20 protein-coding genes, 1 other RNA gene and 1 pseudogene are annotated in these 21,158 nt (G+C 72.5%); 11 read left to right on the plus strand and 11 right to left on the minus strand.

The genetic code is table 11. The annotated features are described in order from the left end of the window. Window positions 1-60: 60 nt before the first annotated feature. Window positions 61-285 (minus strand): hypothetical protein, encoded by a 225-nt coding sequence (locus tag ACWEVP_RS44290; protein ID WP_452068587.1) that lies wholly within the window; start codon window positions 283-285, stop codon window positions 61-63. Between the two features lie 130 nt (window positions 286-415). On the opposite strand from ACWEVP_RS44290, the gene ACWEVP_RS44295 reads away from it, so the two are divergent. After that, window positions 416-1,066, plus strand: a complete 651-nt coding sequence (locus tag ACWEVP_RS44295; protein WP_452068588.1) for a class I SAM-dependent DNA methyltransferase — start codon at window positions 416-418, stop codon at window positions 1,064-1,066. On the opposite strand, the gene ACWEVP_RS44300 is transcribed toward ACWEVP_RS44295, so the two are convergent. From ACWEVP_RS44300 to ACWEVP_RS44310, 3 genes are read right to left on the minus strand one after another with little or no spacing between them, the layout of a single operon-like run. Continuing rightward, window positions 1,051-1,692, minus strand: a complete 642-nt coding sequence (locus ACWEVP_RS44300) for a response regulator transcription factor (protein ID WP_086685091.1) — start codon at window positions 1,690-1,692, stop codon at window positions 1,051-1,053. The two genes, ACWEVP_RS44295 and ACWEVP_RS44300, sit on opposite strands and share 16 nt — an antisense overlap. 39 nt (window positions 1,693-1,731) lie before the next feature. Next, on the minus strand, window positions 1,732-2,865 hold the full coding sequence (locus ACWEVP_RS44305; RefSeq protein WP_452068589.1) for a sensor histidine kinase: 1,134 nt from the start codon (window positions 2,863-2,865) through the stop codon (window positions 1,732-1,734). Further along, window positions 2,862-3,536: a sensor domain-containing protein gene (locus ACWEVP_RS44310; RefSeq protein ID WP_452068590.1), complete on the minus strand. Its 675-nt coding sequence runs from the start codon at window positions 3,534-3,536 to the stop codon at window positions 2,862-2,864. The genes ACWEVP_RS44305 and ACWEVP_RS44310 overlap by 4 nt, the downstream gene beginning before the upstream one ends. 153 nt (window positions 3,537-3,689) lie before the next feature. Between ACWEVP_RS44310 and ssrA the strand changes: the two genes are divergently transcribed. Both ssrA and ACWEVP_RS44320 read left to right on the plus strand, forming a co-directional pair. Beyond that, window positions 3,690-4,058, plus strand: a transfer-messenger RNA (tmRNA) gene (ssrA, locus tag ACWEVP_RS44315). A gap of 849 nt (window positions 4,059-4,907) precedes the next feature. Next, window positions 4,908-5,120, plus strand: a complete 213-nt coding sequence (locus tag ACWEVP_RS44320) for a hypothetical protein (RefSeq protein WP_452068591.1) — start codon at window positions 4,908-4,910, stop codon at window positions 5,118-5,120. Here the strand turns inward: ACWEVP_RS44320 and ACWEVP_RS44325 are convergent. The 3 genes and pseudogenes from ACWEVP_RS44325 to ACWEVP_RS44335 all read right to left on the minus strand — a co-directional run bounded on the left by ACWEVP_RS44325 (window position 5,121) and on the right by ACWEVP_RS44335 (window position 8,593). Then, window positions 5,121-6,409 (minus strand): annotated as a pseudogene (locus ACWEVP_RS44325) (diguanylate cyclase). An 85-nt stretch (window positions 6,410-6,494) separates the two neighbouring features. Further along, entirely contained in the window at window positions 6,495-7,712 is a 1,218-nt protein-coding gene (locus ACWEVP_RS44330) for an MFS transporter (RefSeq protein ID WP_452068592.1), read from the minus strand. Window positions 7,713-7,810: 98 nt separating this feature from the next. Then, the gene (locus tag ACWEVP_RS44335) at window positions 7,811-8,593 is read right to left on the minus strand and encodes an IclR family transcriptional regulator (protein ID WP_452068593.1); all 783 of its coding nucleotides are present in this window, start codon (window positions 8,591-8,593) and stop codon (window positions 7,811-7,813) included. 134 nt (window positions 8,594-8,727) lie between these two features. Here ACWEVP_RS44335 and hutH point away from each other — a divergent pair, with 134 nt between their 5' ends. The 5 genes from hutH to hutI all read left to right on the plus strand — a co-directional run bounded on the left by hutH (window position 8,728) and on the right by hutI (window position 15,569). Then, entirely contained in the window at window positions 8,728-10,254 is a 1,527-nt protein-coding gene (gene hutH, locus ACWEVP_RS44340; protein ID WP_452068594.1) for a histidine ammonia-lyase, read from the plus strand. Further along, window positions 10,254-11,906, plus strand: coding sequence for a urocanate hydratase (gene hutU / locus ACWEVP_RS44345; protein ID WP_452068595.1), 1,653 nt, complete (start codon window positions 10,254-10,256; stop codon window positions 11,904-11,906). The genes hutH and hutU overlap by 1 nt, the downstream gene beginning before the upstream one ends. Beyond that, the gene (locus tag ACWEVP_RS44350; RefSeq protein WP_452068596.1) at window positions 11,903-13,099 is read left to right on the plus strand and encodes an allantoate amidohydrolase; all 1,197 of its coding nucleotides are present in this window, start codon (window positions 11,903-11,905) and stop codon (window positions 13,097-13,099) included. Before hutU ends, ACWEVP_RS44350 begins: the two co-directional genes overlap by 4 nt. A 101-nt stretch (window positions 13,100-13,200) precedes the next feature. Then, a complete protein-coding gene (locus tag ACWEVP_RS44355) occupies window positions 13,201-14,433 on the plus strand; it encodes a formimidoylglutamate deiminase (protein ID WP_452068651.1) in 1,233 nt (410 codons plus the stop codon). Beyond that, window positions 14,421-15,569 carry an imidazolonepropionase gene (gene hutI, locus ACWEVP_RS44360; protein ID WP_452068597.1) on the plus strand — a complete coding sequence of 383 codons (1,149 nt, stop codon included), beginning with the start codon at window positions 14,421-14,423 and terminating at the stop codon, window positions 15,567-15,569. Before ACWEVP_RS44355 ends, hutI begins: the two co-directional genes overlap by 13 nt. Here hutI and ACWEVP_RS44365 read toward each other — a convergent pair. Then, the gene (locus ACWEVP_RS44365; protein WP_452068598.1) at window positions 15,553-16,419 is read right to left on the minus strand and encodes an esterase/lipase family protein; all 867 of its coding nucleotides are present in this window, start codon (window positions 16,417-16,419) and stop codon (window positions 15,553-15,555) included. The two genes, hutI and ACWEVP_RS44365, sit on opposite strands and share 17 nt — an antisense overlap. 87 nt (window positions 16,420-16,506) lie before the next feature. After that, window positions 16,507-17,907: an acyltransferase gene (locus ACWEVP_RS44370; RefSeq protein ID WP_452068599.1), complete on the minus strand. Its 1,401-nt coding sequence runs from the start codon at window positions 17,905-17,907 to the stop codon at window positions 16,507-16,509. 194 nt (window positions 17,908-18,101) lie between these two features. Between ACWEVP_RS44370 and ACWEVP_RS44375 the strand changes: the two genes are divergently transcribed. Together ACWEVP_RS44375 and ACWEVP_RS44380 are read left to right on the plus strand one after the other, a co-directional pair. Next, entirely contained in the window at window positions 18,102-19,226 is a 1,125-nt protein-coding gene (locus ACWEVP_RS44375; RefSeq protein ID WP_452068600.1) for an anion permease, read from the plus strand. Between the two features lie 8 nt (window positions 19,227-19,234). After that, window positions 19,235-19,456, plus strand: coding sequence for a hypothetical protein (locus ACWEVP_RS44380; protein ID WP_452068601.1), 222 nt, complete (start codon window positions 19,235-19,237; stop codon window positions 19,454-19,456). Here the strand turns inward: ACWEVP_RS44380 and ACWEVP_RS44385 are convergent. Then, window positions 19,438-20,181, minus strand: a complete 744-nt coding sequence (locus ACWEVP_RS44385; protein ID WP_452068602.1) for a hypothetical protein — start codon at window positions 20,179-20,181, stop codon at window positions 19,438-19,440. The genes ACWEVP_RS44380 and ACWEVP_RS44385 overlap by 19 nt on opposite strands. Then, a complete protein-coding gene (locus ACWEVP_RS44390; protein ID WP_072481533.1) occupies window positions 20,178-20,387 on the minus strand; it encodes a hypothetical protein in 210 nt (69 codons plus the stop codon). The genes ACWEVP_RS44385 and ACWEVP_RS44390 overlap by 4 nt, the downstream gene beginning before the upstream one ends. A gap of 26 nt (window positions 20,388-20,413) precedes the next feature. Between ACWEVP_RS44390 and ACWEVP_RS44395 the strand changes: the two genes are divergently transcribed. Then, the gene (locus tag ACWEVP_RS44395) at window positions 20,414-21,139 is read left to right on the plus strand and encodes a dienelactone hydrolase family protein (protein WP_452068603.1); all 726 of its coding nucleotides are present in this window, start codon (window positions 20,414-20,416) and stop codon (window positions 21,137-21,139) included. Window positions 21,140-21,158: the final 19 nt, after the last annotated feature.

The raw sequence follows: 21,158 nt of genomic DNA on the forward strand, positions 1-21,158 counted from the left end.
AGCGGTGCTGACCGGCGTCTTGGGGGTCCTGCTGACCCCAGGGGGATGCGGGGGTTCTCCCTACCTCAGGCCGTCGGGCTCGGGTTCGTGCTGCGTCGCGGCGACGCGGTATTCCCAGCCGTCCTCGGTGAGGCCGAGCTCGTAGCGGGTCTCGATCTTCGGGCCGCCGTGCAGGTGGATGTGCCGGATGACGGTGCCGGGCACGGGTTCGGCGTCGCCGAGCTCCTGGACGCGGCCGTCGAGCGGGCCGCCGAAGAAGCGGACGCAGCGGGTCTCGTCGGTCATCTGCGCGCTCCTTCCCGGTGGGTCCGCTCATGGTAGGTGAGCGGTGTGCGAGGTGCCGCCCGCGGAACGGGTGACCCTATGTCCACCCTACGGGACTTGCGGTCACCTTCCGTCGATAGTGTTCCGGCCCGTGACCGAGCCTGCTTACGTGACCGAGACCCGGACCGCGTACGACACCATCGCGGATTCCTACGCCGAGGCGGCGCGGGACGCACTGGACACGAGTCCGTGGGACCGGGCGATGCTGAGCACGTTCGCGGAACTGGTGGGCGGTACGGGCCCGGTCGGCGACCTGGGGTGCGGCCCCGGACGGCTGACGGCCCACCTGGCGTCGCTCGGGCTGGACGCGTTCGGCGTGGACCTGTCCCCGGGCATGGTCTCCGTGGCCCGCCGGGCGCATCCGGAGCTGCGGTTCGAGGTCGGCTCGCTGGAGGCGCTGGCGCTCGGCGACGGTTCCCTGGCGGGCGCGCTGGCGTGGTACTCGCTGATCCACACCCCGCCTGAGCAGCTGGCCGGAGTGGTGGCGGAGCTGGCACGGGTACTGGCCCCGGGCGGCCGCCTGCTGACGGCGTTCCAGGTGGGCGACGAGCGCCGCCACATCGCCCAGGGGTACGGCCACGAGGTTTCGTTCGACGCGTACCGCTTGCCGCCCGACTTCGTGGCCGGCCTGTTCGAGGCCGCCGGACTGGAGCTGGAAGCGCGGTTGGTCAGGGCGCCGCGGGAACCGGAGACGGTGCCCCAGGCGTACCTGCTGGCCCGGAAACCTCAGCGCCCCAAGTAGGTCAGCACCGCGCGGACGCGGCGATGCTCCTCCGCGCTCGCTTCGAGGCCCAGCTTCGAGAAGATGTTGCCGATGTGCTTCTCCACCGCGCCGTGCGAAACCACGAGGGAGTTCGCGATCGCGGTGTTCGACAGCCCCTGCGCCATCAGGCCCAGGACCTCGGATTCCCGCGCGGTCAACGCGTCCAGCGGGTTGCGGCGGCCGCGGGCCATCAGCTGGGCGATCACGTCCGGGTCGATCGCCGTGCCGCCGTTCGCCACGCGGCGGACCGCGTCCAGGAACTCGTCGACGTCCGCCACGCGCTCCTTCAGCAGGTAGCCGACCCCGCCCGCACCGCCCGACAGCAGTTCCACCGCGTACGACTCCTCGACGTACTGCGACAGCACCAGGACCGGCAGACCCGGAACCTCCTTGCGGGCCGCCAAAGCCGCGCGCAGGCCTTCATCGGTGAACGTCGGCGGCATCCGGACGTCGACGATCGCCAGATCCGGACGGTGTTCCTTCACCGCGCCGAGCAGGTCGTCACCGTTGTCGACGGCCGCGGCCGTCTCGATGCCCTCGTCGGCGAGCAGGCGGGTCACCCCGGCCCGCAGCAGCACGGCGTCTTCGGCGATGACTACCCGCATCCGGCCCCCAAGCTCGTGGATGAACGGGAGCCAGCTTATTCACCATTGGCAGGGGAGGTCAGCCCGGATCACCGTCGGCCCGCCCACCGGGCTGACGACCGTGATCACGCCGTCGATCGTCGCGGCGCGGTCGGCCAGCCCGGCCAGCCCGCCGCCGGGCCGCACCTCGGCGCCGCCGTGGCCGTTGTCGGTGATCTCGACGACCACGTGGTCGTCGGTCCGCCACACCTTCACGCCCGCTTCGGACGCTCCGGAGTGCTTGGCGATGTTCGTCAGCGTCTCGCCGACGATGAAGTACGCCGTCGTCTCCACCGCCGCCGGCGGCCGCGGCTCGACGTCCACGTGGACGTCCACCGGGATCGGCGACTTGGCCGCCTGCGCCGAGAGCGCCGCGTCCAGCCCGCGGTCGCCGAGCACCGCCGGGTAGATGCCGCGCGCGAGGTCCCGCAGCTCCGACACGGCGAGCTTCGCGTCCGAGTGGGCCTCGTCGATCAGCTCCCGCACCATGTCCGGGTCCTGGTCGAACTTCGACTTCGCCCGCCCGAGGCTCATCGCGACCGAGACCAGCCGCTGCTGCGCGCCGTCGTGCAGGTCACGCTCGATGCGGCGCCGCTCCGCCTCGGCGGCGTCCACACCCCGCGCCCGCGAAGCCTGCAGCCGTTCGGCCTTCTGCTCGAGCCGCTTCGTGCGGTCCGGGCCCAGCAGCGCGAGCCCCAGCTCACCGTGCAGCCAGCCCAGCCACGGCGTCACCCAGACCGCCATCGGCAGCAGCACGATCGACGCCAGCGCGATCCCGAGCTCCGCGCACGCCAGCGGGAACGCCGCCATCAGGTAAGCGAGGTCACGCCACGTCGTTGCGTCGCTCAGCCGCACCATCCACCGCCGCAGCAGCGGCTGGCCCTCTTCGTACGGACGCCGTTCCACCGGCGGCAGCGGCACCCGCAGCATCTTCCCCAGCCAGTTCCGCTCGCGATCACCCGACCAGCGGATGAAGCTCGTCGTCGCCAGCAGGATCGGGAACCCGACCCACACCACCGCCGTTCCGACCCCCACCGCGATGCCCGTCACGATCAGCACGAACTGCAGGATCCGGAAGAAGAAGCTGACGATCATGTACACGATCGTGCGAGCCGGGTGCGGCCGCGGGTGCTCCAGGGGTTGTGCCTCGGTCATCCCGCCACCAGGTTCTTCTCTTCCGCGTGTGCCCACCAGCGCTCCATCCGACGGCGCTGGGCCACGGTCGTCCCCAGCAGCGCGTTCGCCAGCCGGACGTGCACCCCGGCGAGCGCCTTGGTCAACGCCACCGACAACGCGATGAACAGCACCCCCAGCGCTGCCCACGGTAGCGCTTCCACGGTCGAGTCCACGGTCAGCCACCGCAGGTCATCCGACGGGAAGTAGTACGCCCCGCCCGGCAGCCACCGGAAGTAGACCGGCAGGCCGGCCAGCGCCAGGCTCGTCGACCAGAACGTCGTCACCAGCACGAACTCGACGACACCCAGCGGGAAGAGCAGGAAGAGGTAGGTCAGGTCCCGCCACGTCGACGGGTCCTTCAGCCGCGCCTTCCACCGGTCCTTCTGCCCACCGGCGGGCAGCGGCAGGTACGGCAGATCGATATAGGAGTCCAGCAGCGCGAAGACCCGCGCCCGCTCCAGCCGGGCAGCCCCCCGAACGGCCAGCACGAGCAGCGCGAGCAGCCCCACACCCACCCACACGACGGCGGACCCCACCCCAGCCGCCCCGAACGTCGTCAGCACGGCGAACGCCAGCACCCCCAGCGGCAGGTTCATCAGCAGGAACACCACCGAACCACCGAACGGCGGATCACGCCTCTCGCTACCCATCACCGGGCTCCCTTCTGCTGGAGTCCAGGCTCGTCTTCCCCGCCCGCCGGCGACATGGTGCGCGCGGGCATCCCCCAGGTAGGGCTGGCCCTACCCACCGGGAGTAAAGAGGTGGCATGCCGCGTTATGATGGACAGGTTGTGTTCCCACCAAGGGGGTGAACGGTTTCGACTTTGGACGTTGATTCAGGAGAAGCGTGCCGGTGCAGGCGAGAGACCACCGTTAAGCGTCATCGCAACCAAATAAGCGCCGACTCCAGTCAGCGCGAGTACGCCCTCGCCGCCTGAGCGAGTGCGTCTCTGTCGGCCCGGGTTCGCCTCCGGCCCGGGTACCGGCATCAGCTAGGAGGCTCAGCGATCATCCCGGCCACGGGGACTGATCGTGAAGCAAACAGTGGCTGGGCTCGTCACCTCGGCTTGTTCGCGTGACTGAGGGAGCCAAGTAGAGACGTAGCGGACTGCGCACGGAGAAGCCCTGTTGATACGCCAGAGGACCCGGGTTCAATTCCCGGCACCTCCACCTTCGAGAAGGCCCTCGCTCCTTCGGAGCTTGGGCCTTCTCTGCGGTTACGTCCGTGTTTTCTGGGGGTCGAACCCCCAGACCCCCGCCAGGCGGGCTTCGCCCCCTGGACCCCCTTCTCCGGGCTTCGCCCGGACCCTCTTCTGGCTCGGGCTTCGCCCTGCGCCCCCCGTGGTTGCGCTGGGAGCCGGCACGTCGCGGTTTTCGGCAGGCGGTCTCGGTCCGGCTCTCTTCGCGTCGGGAAGGGGGACTCTCCTGCAGGGCTCGCCGTGCGGTTGCCCTTGCCCTGTTTGCCGGGGCGTGGCGGTGTCCGCGCGGTTGCCCTTGCCCTGCTTGCCGGGGCGCAGCGGTGTCCGCGCGGTTGCCCTCGCCCACCTGCCAAGGCGCAGCAGTCCCGGCGCGGCCGAACAGGCGAAGGGCTCGAGAACAGGCACCGACGCGGACCCAGACCTCCCCGCACCCCGATCCGAAGCCAGAACACGGCCGGCAGCGCCGGGTCAAGGCACGCTTTCCCGCCTTGACGCGGTGTTGCCGGCCGTAGTCACAATGACAGCTTCGGGGTGCCGGAAGGGCTGATGGGCTCGGTTGCCGGAGGGACTTCGAGACGGCGGGTCCTGCCGAGTTGTTCCGGAGGACCGGGGTGACTTGAGGCGCCTCGGGACGGCGGGTCTTGCCAAGTCGCTCTGCGGGCACGGCAGCCCCTGAGAACAGTTCAATCGAAACGCGTCACCCGACTACTCTCCGCAACAAAACCCCTGTGACTCAACCCACTTGCGGGTGAAATTTTTGTGAGTGTCATGCTGAAGCCCCGACCATGGCTCCGCACCCGTGGGGCCGGAAGTAGGTGGCCAGATGACCTGGGCCCGTGCCAATGGCAGCTCGACCGCCAACGACGAAGACAGCCGGATGGGTGTCATCCGCGCCGAAGAAGCCGTTCGGCTCGCCGAACAGAATGATCGGGCCGTTCTCACCGTCGCCGGCCACTCCTCCAACGTCCGGGAGTGCGCCGAACTGCTCGCCATGCTCGGGCTCGATGCCGGTGGGCGGCGGCGTACCAGCGCCTGATCAGCCCAGGTCCGCTACGTGGACCACCTTGTTCCGGCCCGTCGCTTTCGCGTGGTAGAGCGCCGTGTCCGCCGCGTCCAGGAGGCGCTGCAACGAGGTTCCCGCCGTCGGGTAGACCGCCATGCCGATCGGGTCGACAGGCCCGTGATCGACAGCTTGCCCACCGGGACCCGCAGCGCCGCCACCGCTCGGCGGATGCGCTCTGCCACCGCGCCGATGTCCGGGTGCGCGATTCCCGGCAGCAGCACCACGAACTCTTCGCCGCCGAAGCGCCCCACCGCGTCGCCGCGGCCGCGGACCGCTCCGATGATCGCTTCCGCTACCGCCCGTAGCACCGCGTCACCCGCCAGGTGGCCGTACGTGTCGTTCACCTGCTTGAAGTGGTCCAGATCCAGCATCAGCAGACCGAACGTCGACCGCTGGCGGGCGGCCGCGGCCAGCGTTCGCTCCGCCAGCGCGTGCCAGCCGCTCGTGTTGTACAGCCCCGTCTTCGCGTCGCGGTGGGCCGCCACCTCCAGCTGCTTCACCAGGACCGTCCGGTGCAGCAACAGCAACGGCGGGAGCACCAGCACCACCAGGCCCGGCAGCACCGCCAGCGCCAGCGCGTTCAGCGCGCCCAGGCACAGCGTCGCCACCTCCAGGCCGTTGTCCGCCCACGTCCCGAACAGCGCCTCCGGCGTCCGGCCGATCTCGCGGCGGGCCGGGAGCACCAGCAGGGCGTTCACCACGAAGAACGTCACTCCCGCGGCCGCGATCGCGAGCGACCCCGCCCAGCCGCGCTGGAACGCCGCGCGCACGTCCGGGGCGCCCGAAACCCGCATCACCGCCTGGGCCGCGTAGCAGGAGAGCACGATGATGGCCGCGTTGCTGACCGTCCGCGACGCCGGCACCCGCTGCAGGCGGTACCAGCTGCGGACCGCCAGGTGCCCGTAGAGGCCGCCGACCAACACCGCCAGCAGCGGCGGCGGGAGCAGCAGGACGCCGGCGAACGTCCAGACCGACGTCATGTTGATGTGCGGGGTCCCCGACACCCGGCGGCGGATGCGCTCGACCCGGCGGCCCGTCTCCGACTGGGCCACGCCGAGGAGCAGCAGCACCAGCAGGATCAGCAGCGTGCGGCGGTCGACCGCGATCGGGAACGGGCGCAGCGTCAGCACCACCGCCGCCGCTTCCGTCAGCAGGCAGTAGACGATCACGCGCGGACCTTGCTGCCACAGCGTCCAGCGTCGCGGCACGAGCGCGTCACGAAAGTGCGGTCCGCCGCGCGGGGCTCTGGCGCCGGTCCGCATACTCATGGTGTCCGGCCGGTGACGGAACCGGTCCGGCCCGGGGTGGCGAAGGGAGGCGCGCCATGTGCGGACGCGACAACTGAGGTCATCGATCCTCCAGCCCGGCCCGGCGCCACGCCCTCGCGATCGGCACGGCCACCGCGGCGCCCGCCGCCCCGGCCACGGCGATGGTGTGCGCCGGGCTCAGCACGTCGGCCAGCGCGCCCGCCGCGGCCGCGCCGACGCCCTGCACCGTGATCAGGCCCGCCGAGTTCACCCCGGCGCACTGCGCGCGGTGCTCGTCCGGCACCCGCCGCATGAACGACACCGTGCCGGTGATGTTGTAGCCCGTCGCCAGCAGGCCGGACGCCGCCAGCAGCACCACCGACGCCACCAGGCCCGGCCGGAAGACGAACACCACCAGCGGCAGCCCCGCCGCGATCCCCAGCCAGCCGAGCACCCGGACCTGGACACGCTCCGGGATCCACTTGCCGAACACGACGCCGCCGAGCACGCTGCCCGCCGGGTCGGCCGCCATCAGCAGCCCCACCAGCACCGCGCCCGCGCCGATCCCGGCCGCGTACGGCGCGGCCAGCGCCTCCGGCACCACGTAGAACCCCGCCAGCCAGTTGAGCGCCACCAGCGTCCGCAACGCCGGGTCGCGCCAGATCAGCCGGATACCGGCGCCGGTGCTCGACAGCCAGGCCGGCCGCGCCGCCTGCGCGACCGCCGCCCGCCGCCGGACGCCGGCGACCAGGAACACGGCCGAGAGCACGAACGTCACCGCGTCCAGCGCCAGCGCCGCGGACGGCGCCAGCGCGGCGATCAGCAGACCACCACCGGCGAACCCGGCCAGCTGCGCGCCCTGGATCGTCACGTTCCGCAGGGCCATCCCGACCAGGTACCGCTCGCCCTCGAGCACCGTCGGCAGCAGCGCCTGCTGCGCCGCCTTGTACGGCCCGCCCAGCGCCGTCATCACCGCCACCAGCACGCACAGCACCCACAGCGGGACGCCGGGGATCGCGATGACGCCGACCAGCGCGGCCCGGGCCACGTCGGCCGCGACCATCACGTCGCGGCGCGGCCACCGGTCACCCGCGCCGGCCAGGAGGATCCCGCCGAGCAGGGACGGCACGTACGTCAGGGCGTAGGTCAGGCCGGTCAGGGCCGCCGACGAGGTGCGCTGGTAGACGAGGACCGCGAGCGCCACGCGCGCCAGCTGGTCACCGCAGATGGACAGCAGCTCGGCGAACCACATCGCCCGGAATTCGGCGACCGCGAGCACGGCGCCGAAGCCCACCTTCTTCACGCGTGCGTCGTCCATCGCCGGCGTCCCCTCGCAACCGCTATCCAGTGAAGGTAATCACCGAGCGGAGTGGAATCGAGGCGTTCGGTGACAGTTGCCCCGATCGCAGCAGCGCGTCAGCCCGGGTGGCCGCCGATCCGGCTGGTCAGCTCGGCCGCCGTCGCCGCCACCTCGGCCGCCAGCTCCGGCCACGTCTCTTCGCACGGCTCGGCCGCGCAGTGGTGGCGCAGGGTCACGCTGATCGCGGCCAGCGGCCGGGCGCCGTGGTCGAACACGGGCGCCGCCACCGACGCGAACCCGGCCGTGACGTGGCCGTCTTCGACCGACCAGCCGAGCCGGCGCTCCGCGGTGAGCGTGCGGCGCAGCTCGGCGAGGGTGCGCGGGCCGCGGCCGGTGCGGAGCACGAACGCCGACGCCGAGGGGAACAACGCGCGGACGTGCGGCGCGGGCAGGTGCCGCAGGACCGCGCGGCCGGACGCGGTCAGCTGGGCCGGCAGCCGGACCCCGACCTCGGTGACGAGCGTTTCCGGGCGCACCGGCCGTTCCTTGATCAGGTACAGCGACTCGTTGCCGTGCAGGACGCCCAGGTGCGCGGTGTGGCCGACGCGGTCGACGAGCTTGCGCAGCAACGGCCCGGCCAGCCGCTCGAGGGGGTCGTGGCGCAGGTAGGCCGACCCCAGCTCGAACGCCGCGATGCCGAGGCCGTAGCGGCGTTCGGCGGGCAGGTGGACGACGAAACCGGCCGCTTCCAGCTCGCTGAGCAGGTGGTACGTCGTCGAGCGGGGGAGCCCGGCCTCGCGCGCGATCGCCGCCGCGGTCACCGGGCCCGGGCGCGTGGCCAGCAGGCGCAGGACCGCGAGACCGCGGCGCAGCGCCGGAACCTCGCTGCTGTCGCCCACGGCACCTCCCGACCCCAGCGCCCCAAGGCCACCTCGGGGCGCTCGGGGTCAGGGTAGTCCGGATGTCTGGGATCCCAGACGGAACCACTCCGTGGGGCATCCCACCAGCGGGAAAGTCGATGTCCAATGGGCCCATGCCGGAAAAAGTGCTCCTGGGCCTCGAACCACTGACCGCCGCCCAGGTCGTCGACGTCGTCCGCGGCCACGCGCCGGTCGCGCTCGGGGACGCGGCCGAGAAGACCCTCGCCGCGACCCGCCAGCACATCGAGAACCTCGCCCACGCCGTCACGCCCACCTACGGCGTCTCGACCGGCTTCGGCGCCCTCGCCACCCGTCACATCCCCGTCGAGAGCCGGACCGCGCTGCAGCGCAGCCTGATCCGCTCGCACGCCGCCGGCGCCGGGCCCGCCGTCGAGCCCGAGGTCGTCCGCGCGCTCATGCTGCTGCGCCTGCGGACCCTCGCCAGCGGCTACACCGGCGTCCGGCCCGGCACCGCGCAAACGCTTGCGGCCCTGCTCAACGCGGACATCACGCCGATCGTCCACGAGTACGGCTCGCTCGGCTGCTCCGGCGACCTCGCGCCACTGGCCGCCGTCGCGCTCGCGCTCATGGGCGAGGGCGAAGTGACCTACCGCGGCGAAGTCGTGAACGCGGAAGAGGCGCTGAAGCACGCCGGCATCGAGCCGGTCGTCCTCGCCGAGAAGGAGGGGCTCGCCCTCACCAACGGCACCGACGGCATGCTCGGCATGCTCCTGCTCGCCGCCGCCGACCTGCACCGGCTGTTCGACATCGCCGACCTGACCGCCGCGATGAGCGTCGAGGCGCTGCTCGGCACCGACCGCGCGTTCGCCGCCGACCTGCAGGCCCTGCGCCCGCACCCCGGGCAGGCGACATCCGCGGCGAGGATGTGGAAGGCGTTGCAGGGCTCGAAGATCGTCGAGAGCCACCGCGGCCCGGACTGCAACCGCGTCCAGGACGCCTACTCGCTGCGCTGCGCCCCGCAGGTCCACGGCGCCGCGCGCGACAGCCTCGCCCACGCCGAGCTCGTCGGCGAGCGCGAGCTGATGTCCGCTGTGGACAATCCCGTCGTCCTCGCCGACGGTCGCGTCGAGTCCAACGGCAACTTCCACGGCGCGCCCGTCGCCTACGTGCTGGATTTCCTGGCCATCCCGGTCGCCGACGTCGCCAGCATCGCCGAGCGGCGCACCGACCGGATGCTGGACAAGGCGCGTTCGCACGGCCTGCCGCCGTTCCTCGCCGACGACCCCGGCGTCGACTCCGGCCACATGATCGCCCAGTACACCCAGGCCGCCGTGGTCAGCGAGCTCAAGCGGCTCGCCGTGCCCGCGTCGGTCGACTCGATCCCGAGCAGCGCCATGCAGGAGGACCACGTCTCCATGGGCTGGTCGGCCGCGCGGAAGCTGCGCAAGGCCGTCGACGGCCTGACCACCGTCCTCGCCATCGAGCTGCTGACGGCGGCCCGCGCGCTGGACTTCCGGGCGCCGCTGGAGCCGTCACCGGTCACCGGCCGCGTCCGGGACCTGCTGCGTACCAAGGTGAACGGCCCCGGTCCGGACCGCCACCTGGCGCCCGAGATCGCGGCCGCCGAAGAACTCGTCCGCTCCGGCGCCGTCCTCGGCGCCGCCCGTCTGGAGGTCTGATGTCCCGCGTCGTCCGTGCCGCCCGCGGCACCCAGCTCACCGCCAAGTCGTGGCAGACCGAAGCCGCGCTGCGGATGTTCCACAACAACCTCGACCCTGACGTGGCCGAGCGCCCCGAGGACCTGGTCGTCTACGGCGGCACCGGCAAGGCCGCCCGCAACTGGGCCAGCTTCGACGCCATCACCCGTGAACTGACCACTTTGGACACCGACGAGACGCTGCTCGTCCAGTCCGGCAAGCCGGTCGGCGTGTTCCGCACGCACGAGTGGGCGCCGCGCGTGCTCATCGCGAACTCGAACCTCGTCGGCGACTGGGCGACCTGGCCGGAGTTCCGCCGCCTCGAGCAGCAGGGCCTGACGATGTACGGCCAGATGACCGCGGGCTCGTGGATCTACATCGGCACCCAGGGCATCCTGCAGGGCACGTACGAGACGTTCGCCGCGGTGGCCAAGAAGAAGTTCGGCGGGACTCTGAAAGGCACGTTGACCGTCACCGCCGGTCTCGGCGGCATGGGCGGTGCGCAGCCGCTGGCCGTGACGATGAACGACGGTGTCGCGCTGGTCATCGAGTGCGACCCGCAGCGCGCGCACCGCCGCGTCGAGACCCGCTACCTCGACGAGGTGGCCGACGACCTCGACGACGCGATCGCCCGCGTCACCAAGGCCAAGCAAGAGAAGCGCGCGCTGTCGGTCGGGGTCGTCGGCAACGCGGCCGAGGTGCTGCCGGAGCTGCTGCGCCGGAACGTCGAGGTCGACATCGTCACCGACCAGACGTCCGCGCACGACCCGCTGTCGTACCTGCCCAAGGGCGTCGCCGTCGAGGACTGGCACGACTACGCGGCCAAGAAACCCGACGAGTTCACCGACCGCTCGCGCGAGTCGATGGCCGACCACGTCGAGGCCATGCTCGGCTTCCTCGACCGCGGCGCCGAGGTCTTCGACTACGGCAACTCCCTGCGCGGCGAGGCCAAGCTCGGCGGCTGCGAGCGCGCGTTCGACTTCCCCGGCTTCGTGCCCGCCTACATCCGCCCGCTGTTCTGCGAGGGCAACGGCCCGTTCCGCTGGGCCGCGCTCTCCGGCGACCCCGAAGACATCGCCGCCACCGACCGCGCGATGCTGGAGTTGTTCCCGGAGAACGAATCCCTCGCCCGCTGGATCCGGCTCGCCGGTGAACGCGTTGCCTTCCAGGGACTTCCGGCCCGGATCTGCTGGCTCGGCTACGGCGAGCGGCAGCTGGCCGGCCTGCGGTTCAACGAAATGGTCGCCAGTGGCGAGCTGAAGGCGCCGGTCGTCATCGGCCGCGACCACCTCGACTCCGGCAGCGTCGCCTCGCCGTACCGCGAAACCGAAGGCATGGCCGACGGCTCCGACGCGATCGCCGACTGGCCGCTGCTCAACGCGCTGGTCAACACCTCCTCCGGCGCGAGCTGGGTGTCGATCCACCACGGCGGCGGCGTCGGCATGGGCCGGTCGATCCACGCCGGGCAGGTCAGCGTCGCCGACGGGACCGAGCTGGCCGCGCGGAAGCTCGAGCGCGTGCTCACCAACGACCCGGGCATGGGCGTCATCCGGCACGTCGACGCCGGGTACGACCGGGCGAACGAGGTCGCCGGCGAACGCGGCGTGCGCGTCCCGATGCGGGAGCGGGCGTGACGGCTTCGGGGCTGCTGGCGGAGATCGGTGACGTCGGGCGCGATCCGAAGCGCGGCGGCTATTCACGGCACGCCTTCGACGAGCCCGAGAACGACCTGCGCGCGTGGTTCGGCGAGCGCGCGCTCGGCGCCGGCCTGGACGTCGACACCGACCACAACGGCAACATCTGGGCCTGGTGGGGGCCGCCGGGCCCGGACGCCGTCGTCACCGGCAGCCACCTCGATTCGGTGCCCGGCGGCGGCGCCTTCGACGGCCCGCTCGGGGTGGTCAGCGCGCTGGCCGCCGTGGAAGCGTTGCGGGACCGGGGTTTCCGGCCGGGCAAGCCGCTCGCCGTCGTCGTGTTCGCCGAAGAGGAGGGCGGCCGGTTCGGCGTCCCCTGCCTCGGTTCGCGGCTGCTCACCGGCACGATCGACGCGGACAAGGCGCGCGGGTTGCGGGACGCCGAGGGCGTGACGTACGCGGAGGCCGCGGCGAAGTCGGGGTTCGACCCCGCGCTGATCGGCCCGGACCGCGAACGGCTCGGGCTGATCGGGAAGTTCCTCGAACTGCACGTCGAGCAGGGCCGGGGGTTGATCGACCTCGGCTCGCCGGTGGCCGTCGGCAGCACGGTGATCGCGCACGGGCGGTGGCGGTTCTCCTTCGCGGGGCAGGGGAACCACGCCGGGGCGACGCTGCTGGCCGACCGGGCCGACCCGATGCTGCCCGCCGCCGCGACCGTCACCGCCGTCCGGCGGCTGGCCCGCGCCGTGCCGGGAGCGCGGGCGACCGTCGGCCGGCTGGTCCCGACGCCGGGCGGCACCAACGTCATCGCGTCCACTGTGGACCTTTGGCTCGACGCGCGCGTGCCCGGCGCGGGCACGCCGTCACTGGTCGAGGACATCGCCCACACGGCGGCGGCCGCCGCGATGGCGGAGGGCTGCCAGGTCGAGGTGACCCGGGAGTCCTATTCGGACGACGTCGTGTTCGACGATCGGCTGCGCCGCGACCTCGGTGAGTGGCTCGGCGGACCGCCGGAGCTGCCGACCGGCGCCGGGCACGACGCCGCGATCCTCGCCGGGTTCGTCCCGGCCGGGATGCTGTACGTGCGCAACCCGACCGGGATCAGCCACTCGCCGGAGGAGTTCGCCGAAGCCGGCGACGTCGAGGCCGGCGCCGCGGCACTGGCCACGGCCCTGGAACGGCTGGCGCGATGACCTCCGGCCCGCGGGGGCGCCCCCCGTTGCCAGCCTATCGCCCGGCACCGACAGTTTTCTGGTGCGAGCAGGCGTGGCTGCCGGACGGGATCGCGTCCGGGGTGCGGATCGACGTCGGCGGCGGCCGGATCGCGGGCGTGACTCCGGGGTCGCCACGGACCGGCGTCGTCCTCGGCGGGCTGACGCTCCCCGGGTTCGCGAACGGCCATTCGCACGCGTTCCACCGGGCGCTGCGGGGCCGCACGCACCACGAGCGCGGCACGTTCTGGACGTGGCGCGAGCGGATGTACACCCTCGCCGCGCGGCTCGATCCCGGCTCGTACTACCGGCTGGCCCGCGGGGTCTACGCCGAGATGGTGCTCGGCGGGTACACGAGCGTGGGGGAGTTCCACTACCTGCACCACGCGCCCGGCGGCCGGCCGTACGCCGACCCGAACGCGATGGGGGAGGCGCTGCGGCAGGCCGCCGCCGACGCCGGGATCCGGCTGACCCTCCTGGACACGTGCTACCTCGCGGGCGGCATCGGCGTCGAACCGGACGAGGTTCAGCGCCGGTTCTCCGACGGATCGGCTTCGGCCTGGTCGGAACGGGTGTCCGCGCTGAAGGAGGACGAGCTGTTCCGGGTCGGCGCGGCGATCCATTCGGTGCGGGCGGTCCCGGCCGACCAGCTGTCGCGTGTGGACAGTGCGCGGGCCGTGCACGTCCACCTGTCGGAGCAGCGGGCCGAGAACGAGCAGTGCCGGGCCGCGTACGGCCGCACGCCCACCGAGCTGCTCGACGAGCACGGTGTGCTCACCGACCGGCTGGTCGCCGTGCACGCGACGCACCTGACCGCGTCGGACATCGAGCGGCTGAGCGGGGCGCGCGCGTGCTTCTGCCCGACCACCGAACGCGACCTCGGCGACGGCATCGGCCCGGCCCGTGCCCTGCGGGACGCCGGGGTGCGGCTGGGCATCGGCAGCGACAGCAACGCCGTCGTCGACGCCTTCGAGGAGACCCGCGCGCTGGAGCTGGACGACCGGCTGGCCAGCGAGGAACGCGGCCGGTTCAGCGCCGGCGAACTCCTGGACGCGGGCACGGACCACGCGGCGATCGGGTGGGACGAGGTCGGCGCGCTCGCCGAGGGGGCGGGCGCGGACTTCGTCACGGTCGGTCTGGACTCGGTCCGGACGGCGGGCATCGAGCCGTCCGGGGTCCTGTTCGCGGCCTCCGGCGCGGACGTCCGGCACGTCGTCGTCGCCGGCCGCGAGGTCGTGCGGGACGGCACGCACCAGCTCATCGACCGTCCGGAAACGCTGCTGGCGAAGGAGATCGAGGCACTGTGGCAGTCCTGATCACGGGCATCGGCGAACTCACGACCAATGACCCGTCGCTGGGTCGCTTGACCGACGCTGCCCTGGTGCTTGACGGCGGCGAAGTCGCCTGGGTGGGCGCCGCGAACCGAGCGCCGGACGCCGACGAGCGCGTCGACGTCGAAGGCCGGGCGGTGCTGCCCGGCTGGGTCGACAGCCACACGCACCTCGTCTTCGCCGGTGACCGCACGGCCGAGTTCGAGGCGCGGATGGCCGGAAAGCCCTACACCGCCGGGGGAATCGCGACCACGGTCGGCGCGACGCGGGCGGCGTCCGACGAGCAGCTGGCCGCGAACCTGCGCCACCACGTCGACGAGGCGGCCCGGCAGGGGACGACGTGCCTGGAGACGAAGACGGGCTACGGGCTGACCGTCGCGGACGAGGCGCGGTCAGCCCGGATCGCCGGCGAGGTCGCCGACGAGGTGACGTTCCTCGGCGCGCACCTCGTGCCGCCGGGCGCCGACGCGGAGTCCTATGTGGACCTGGTCTGCGGTGAGATGCTCGACGCCGTGGCCGGAAGCGTGCGCTGGGCGGACGTCTTCTGCGAGACGGGGGCCTTCGACGAGGCCCAGTCGGCGCGGGTGCTGAAGGCCGCGGCCGGGCGCGGGCTCGGTCTGCGGGTGCACGGCAACCAGCTCGGCGAAGGTCCCGGCGTCCGGCTGGCGGTGGAGCTGGGTGCGGCGAGCGTCGACCACTGCACCTACTTGTCCGACGCCGATGTCGAGGCCTTGGCGGCCTCGGAAACGGTCGCGACCTTGCTGCCGGCGTGTGACTTGTCGACCCGGCAGGCGCTGGCCCCGGCGCGGCGGCTGCTCGACGCGGGTGCGACGGTCGCGCTGGCCAGCAACGCCAACCCGGGCAGCTCGTACACGACGTCGATGGCGTTCTGCGTCGCGACGGCGGTGCTGCAGATGCGGATGACGATCGAGGAAGCGGTCTGGGCGGCGACGGCGGGCGGGGCGAAGGCGTTGCGGCGGGAGGACGTGGGCGTCCTGCGGCCCGGTGCCCGGGCGGACGTCCACGTCCTCGACGCGCCGTCGGTGACGCACCTGGCCTACCGGCCCGGCGTGCCGCTGACGAACTCGGTGTGGCGTGCCGGCGTCAGAGTGGCAGGGTGAACGGCGTGCACGCCGGCGTGTAGGACGGGTCCAGCGCGTGCAGGATCAGCCCGGTGACGTTGGGGTCGATCGCCTGGCTCAGGTGCCCCGACGCGTCCGAACCGCAGAAGTCCTGCAGCACGATGTCCGTCGTGCCCGGCTCGTTCAGGATGCCGCTGGTGTAGGGCGTCACGACCTCGTCGTACTTGCTCACGATGCTCGTGTACGTCGGCCCGGCGACGTGGACGCCGCCGCGGGCGAGGTCGTCCAGGAACGCCGACGGCGCCAGGTACTCCGTGCAGGAGCCGCAGGCGGTCCGCAGGACCACGTCGAGCCCGGGCACGGTCGTCAGCAGGGCTTTGGCGAGGGCGTCGAGGCCGCCGAGCGTGGTGCCGCGATAGTTCGCGCCGAAGCCGACGAAGTGCGCGACCTTCGCCGCGCCGCCGCCGTACTTCAGGTAGTACGCGGGCATCGTGCTGCCTTCGGAGTGGCCGACGATGTCGACCTTCGCCGCGCCGGTGGTGGACCGGACCTCGTCGACGAACCGGCCGAGCTGCTCGGCACTGTCCCGCATGGACGCGAGCCCGCCGACCCCCGGGCCCAGCACGCCGGTGCCGTAGGTCAGGGAGAAGACGCAGTACCCCTGGGCGGCGATCTTCGGGGCGTGGAAGAACCAGTTGACGGAGTCGTTCGCGCCGAGGCCGTGCACGAGCACGACGGGCTCCGGGTGCGCGGCCGAGGGACGGCAGCCCCAGTCGTTCCAGCCGCTGCCCGGCGCCGCTTCCGCGACCGACGGCGCGACCGCGCCGAAGGTGAGCGCCGCGGCGAGCACGGCCAGGGTTCGCTTGGCACCGCCGTTGGTGACCCGCATTCCGTTGCCTCCAGTTACCCGTCAGTACGTGACGCAGATCATGATCGGTCACATGACGCTGGAGGCGACCTGGGAAGACGCCCAGAGTTACCCGGCCTTCGTTGTGACGGGTGACAACGACCGCTTGCGGCCACCGACGGCGATCCCGGCCAGCGCGACCACGCCGCAGAGCCAGGCGAACCAGTCGCCGAACCGGGCGTACGGCGTCTTCCCGGAGCCGATCGGGACGTCGGCCACGACCACCGTGAACGGGCCGCCGCCGGTGTGGGCGTCGGCCAGCACGTGGCCCTGGGCGTCCGCGAGCATCGGCGTCCCGCGGGAGGCGCTCCACGCCACGGAGAACCCGTTTTCGACGCCGCGGATCAGCGCGGTGCGGCTGTGCGCCCAGCCGTCGACGTCCTCGTCGGAAGCCGGGATGAGCACCAGGCCCGTGCCTGCTTCGCCGTAATCGCCGCTGGGGTCGGCGAAGTTGACGTCCATGCACACCATCAGCCCGACCCCGGCGACGTTCGCGAGCTGGGTGCCGGAGGTGATGTTCGGCGAATCCCCGTTGTGCCACTTGCGGTATTCGACCGGCGCGCCGGACGGGGGCACGGCGAGCGCCGCGTTGAACCGGCCTTCCGGCGTGGTGTCGAGGACGCCGGTGACGACGTCGAGGTTGCGCGTGCGGGCGACTTCGGCGAGGGCCTCGACCAGCCGTGGCCGGCCGGCCTGGTCCACGGCGAAGGCCGCCTCGGGGAGCACCACCGCCTGGACGCCGTCCGGGAGCCGGCCGATCCGGTCCACATAGGACCGGACGAGCGCCTGGCCGTCCGGCGTGGCGACGTCGACCGCCCAGCGGCTCTGCCCGGGTGCGACCAGGGCGACCCGCGTCGACGGCCCCGTGCGGGCCGGCGTGCTCCAGAAGACCAGCGCGGCGAGCGCGGCGGTGACGGCGACCAGCCCGGTCAGCCGGGCGATACCGCGGACCCCCGGCGCGAGCGCGGCGGCGACCGCGGCCGGGACGAACAGCACGAGGAACTCCACGCCCCAGCCGCCGGTGACCGCGGCGAGCCGCAGCACGGACGGCCGGTCGGCCTGGGTCGTCATCAGGGTGTCCATCAGGCCGGTCGGGTTGAGCAGCGAGACGCCGTAGAGCGCGGCGGTCCACAACGCGGGCGCGGCGAAGGCGGCCAGGACGCCGTTCCCGCGGCGGACCAGGAGCCGGAAGAGGCCGGCGGACAGCGCGAACAGCAGCGCGCTGCCGCCGAGGATCGCGATCGCCGCCGGGCGCGGGACCGCCAGTGACTGCCAGAAGTAGCTCCAGCTGCCGGAACTGCCCGCGAGGTAGGCGGCGAACGCGCAGAGGAGCGCGATCCCGCCGTGGACGCGGGGCGCGAGCAGCAGGATCGGCAGCGGGGCCAGCCACGCCAGCTCGGGCACCGGATCCAGGCCGGTGCCGAAGAAGAACAACACCGCCGACGCCGCCGTCGCCAAGATCGCTTTCATGGTGCCCCTTTCGCCCGGGATCGACGGTCCCAGGCGAATCGGGCCGGGGCACTGGGCCAGACCACCGGGTTCGCGGTGGGGCTGTCCCCACCCCGGTTCATCGGAAGTTCAGGGAGCCGTCACACGACAGGGATCGGAGGGTGTCCTGTCGATCAGTAGCGTTGCCAGGTGAACAGCCAAGAAAGAGAGCCACGATGGACTTCTCGCTGATCGTGCTGGTGGTGATCGTCGCGGCGCTCGCCTTCGACTTCACCAACGGCTTCCACGACACGGCCAACGCGATGGCCACCTCGATCGCCACCGGCGCGCTCAAACCGCGGATCGCGGTCGCCGTGTCCGCGGTGCTGAACCTCGCCGGCGCCTTCCTCTCGGTGGAGGTCGCCAAGACGATCTCCGGCGGGATCGTCGACGACACGAAGGTGACCCCGGTGATCATCTTCGCCGGCCTGGTCGGGGCGATCGTGTGGAACCTGGTGACCTGGCTCATCGGGCTGCCGTCGAGCTCGTCACACGCTCTCTTCGGCGGGCTGATCGGCGCCACCTGGATCGCCTCGGGCGCCGACGCCGTCCACTTCGGGAAGGTCGTCGAGAAGGTCCTCATCCCCGCGCTCGCCTCGCCGGTCGTCGCCGGGATCGTCGCCACGCTCGGCACCTTCCTCGTCTACCGGATCACCGCGCGGGCCAAGCAGGACACCGTGGGCCGGACGTTCAAGGCCGGCCAGATCGCGTCCGCCTCGCTGGTCTCGCTCGCGCACGGCACGAACGACGCGCAGAAGACCATGGGTGTCATCACGCTGACGCTGATCGCGTCCGGCTCGCTCGCGCCGAACTCGGGCCCGCCGCTGTGGGTGATCCTGACCGCCGGCACCGCGATCGCGCTCGGTACCTACCTCGGCGGCTGGCGCATCATCCAGACGATGGGCAAGAAGCTCACGGAAATCCAGACGCCGCAGGGATTCGCGGCCGAGACGAGCGCCGCGGCCGTCATCCTGACCTCGGCCCACCTCGGGTTCGCGCTGTCCACCACGCACGTCTGCTCGGGCGGCATCATCGGCTCCGGCCTCGGCCGCAAGCTCGCCGAGGTCCGCTGGGGCGTCGCGGGCCGGATGGTGCTCGCCTGGGCGCTGACGCTGCCCGCCGCCGCGATCGTCGGCGCCGTCGCCGCCGAGGTCTCGACGCTCGGGACCTGGGGCACCGTCCTGGTCGGCCTCGCCGGGGTCGTCGTCGCGCTGGGCATCTACCTCGCGTCGAAGCGGAACCCGGTCAACGCCCACACCGTCACCGAGTCCGAGCCGGTCGCGCAGCCGGCCAACGCCTGAGGAGCGCCGTGCACGTCAACTGGGGTTCCCTGGGCCTCGTCTTCCTCGTCGCGCTGGGTTCGGTCGTCGTGCTGGCGAGCCTCTTCTCCTTCGGGGTGGTGGGGCTCTCCCAGCGCGAGTCGGCCCGCGAGACCGGCGCCTCGGGCACGGGCCCGCTGGCCGGGGCGGTCATCTGCTTCGCGCTGTGCGCGGCGATCGTCGGCTACGGGATCTACTTGATCGTCGCCTGAGCGCGTTCCCGGAACCCGGCCGGGAGCGCGCCGAGCATCGGCTTCAGCGTCGCACGACGTGCGTCGCCGAGGTGGCTCAGCAGGTCCAGGGCCGGGACCCAGAGGTCTTCGTCCGCGCCGGCGGCGGTGACCAGCCGGCCGAGCCGGTTGGCGGGCAGCAGGCCGACGACGTGGTCGATGCGGTTCTTGTCGTCGAGCACGAACGCGATCCGCAGCAGGCCGGGGTCGTCGATCTCGTCGAGGGCGCGGCGCACGGTCGGGTCGGGCAGGTGCCCGACGAACCGGCCGAGGGTGATCCAGTCCTCCTTGCGCGCCAGCTCGTTCGCGACGGCGAGCACGGTCTCCAGGGGGATGCGGGAGATGATCGCGCTCGCGCGCCGCGGGTCGAGCTCGGCCGCGACTTCGGCGAGGAACCGCGGGTGCAGCCGCTTGGCGACGTCGACGCCGCGCGCGACGTCGACCACCCCGGCGATCCGGGCGCACAGCAGCGGGCCGAACACCTTCTCGGCGATCTTGGCGAGCACGCCGCCGGGCAGCAGCCGCGCGGCCAGCGCCATCCGCTGCAGCACGGCGATGTTCGCGTCGAACAGCGTGTCGGTGACCTGCTCGCGGAAGGCCTGCAGATCGCCGGCGTCGACGCGCGCCAGGTAGCCGAGCCGCGCGGGCTCGACGTCGAGGACGCGGGCGAGCTTGAGGATCTCGGCCTCGGCTTCGTAGTCCGTCACAGGCCGACCGCCTTCCGGACGGCGCCGCGCAGCAGGGCGGGGACGTACCGGAGGCCCTCTTCGCCCGCTTCGGCGAGCGCTTTCGCCTGCCTTCTGCGCGCGTCGCGCAGCGCGTCGGCGAGGTCCTGTCGTTCGTGCTCTTCGAGGGCCTCGATGCCTTCGGGGAGGGTGCCGCCCAGCTGTTCGGCGAGTGTGCGCTCGGCCATGGTGGATCATCATGCATCATGCGGAGATGACCATCGAGACGTCCACCGTCGGTGTCGGCGACCTCTCCGCGTACCTGGCCCGTCCGGACGGCGGCTCCGAGCGCGGGATGCTGCTGCTGCCGATGATCACCGGCATCGGCGCGCAGGTGCGGGCCTGGGCCGATGAGCTGGCCGGCCGGGGGATCACCGCGCTGGCCTGGGACGTCTTCCACGGTGCGAGCACCGACAACACGTCTCGCGAGGACCTCGGCGCGAAGCTGGGCGAGCTGCGCGACGAGCCCGCGCTCGCCGAGCAGACGGCGTTGCTCGACCACCTGCTCGGCGACCTCGGGTGCACGTCGGCCGGGGTCATGGGCTGGTGCCTCGGTGGGCGGTTCGCGCTCCTGCTCGCCGCCCGTGACCAGCGTGTTTCCGGCGTCGTCGCCTACCACCCCACAGTCCGCGACCCGGCGCCGCCGAACCACGAACTGGACACGGTCGATTTGTCGACCCGGATCACGGCGCCGGTGCTCGTCGCCTACCCGGAGGCCGACTCCGTCGTCTCGCACGAGACGTTCGGGCTGCTCCAGTCCGCCCTGCAGTCCCGGGCGCGCGGCGCGACGTTCACCCAGCACTTCCCGGGCGCCGAACACGGCTTCAGCGACTCCGCGCGGCACGGCGCGGCCGTCAACGCCGAGGCGTTCGCGCTGTCCTGGCCGCAGACGCTCGCCTTCGTGGACACCTTGACTTTCGGCAGTGGTCCGGCGCGCTGAGGAACTTGTAGCTTCGAAC

Source organism: Amycolatopsis sp. NPDC003865 (assembly GCF_053605345.1).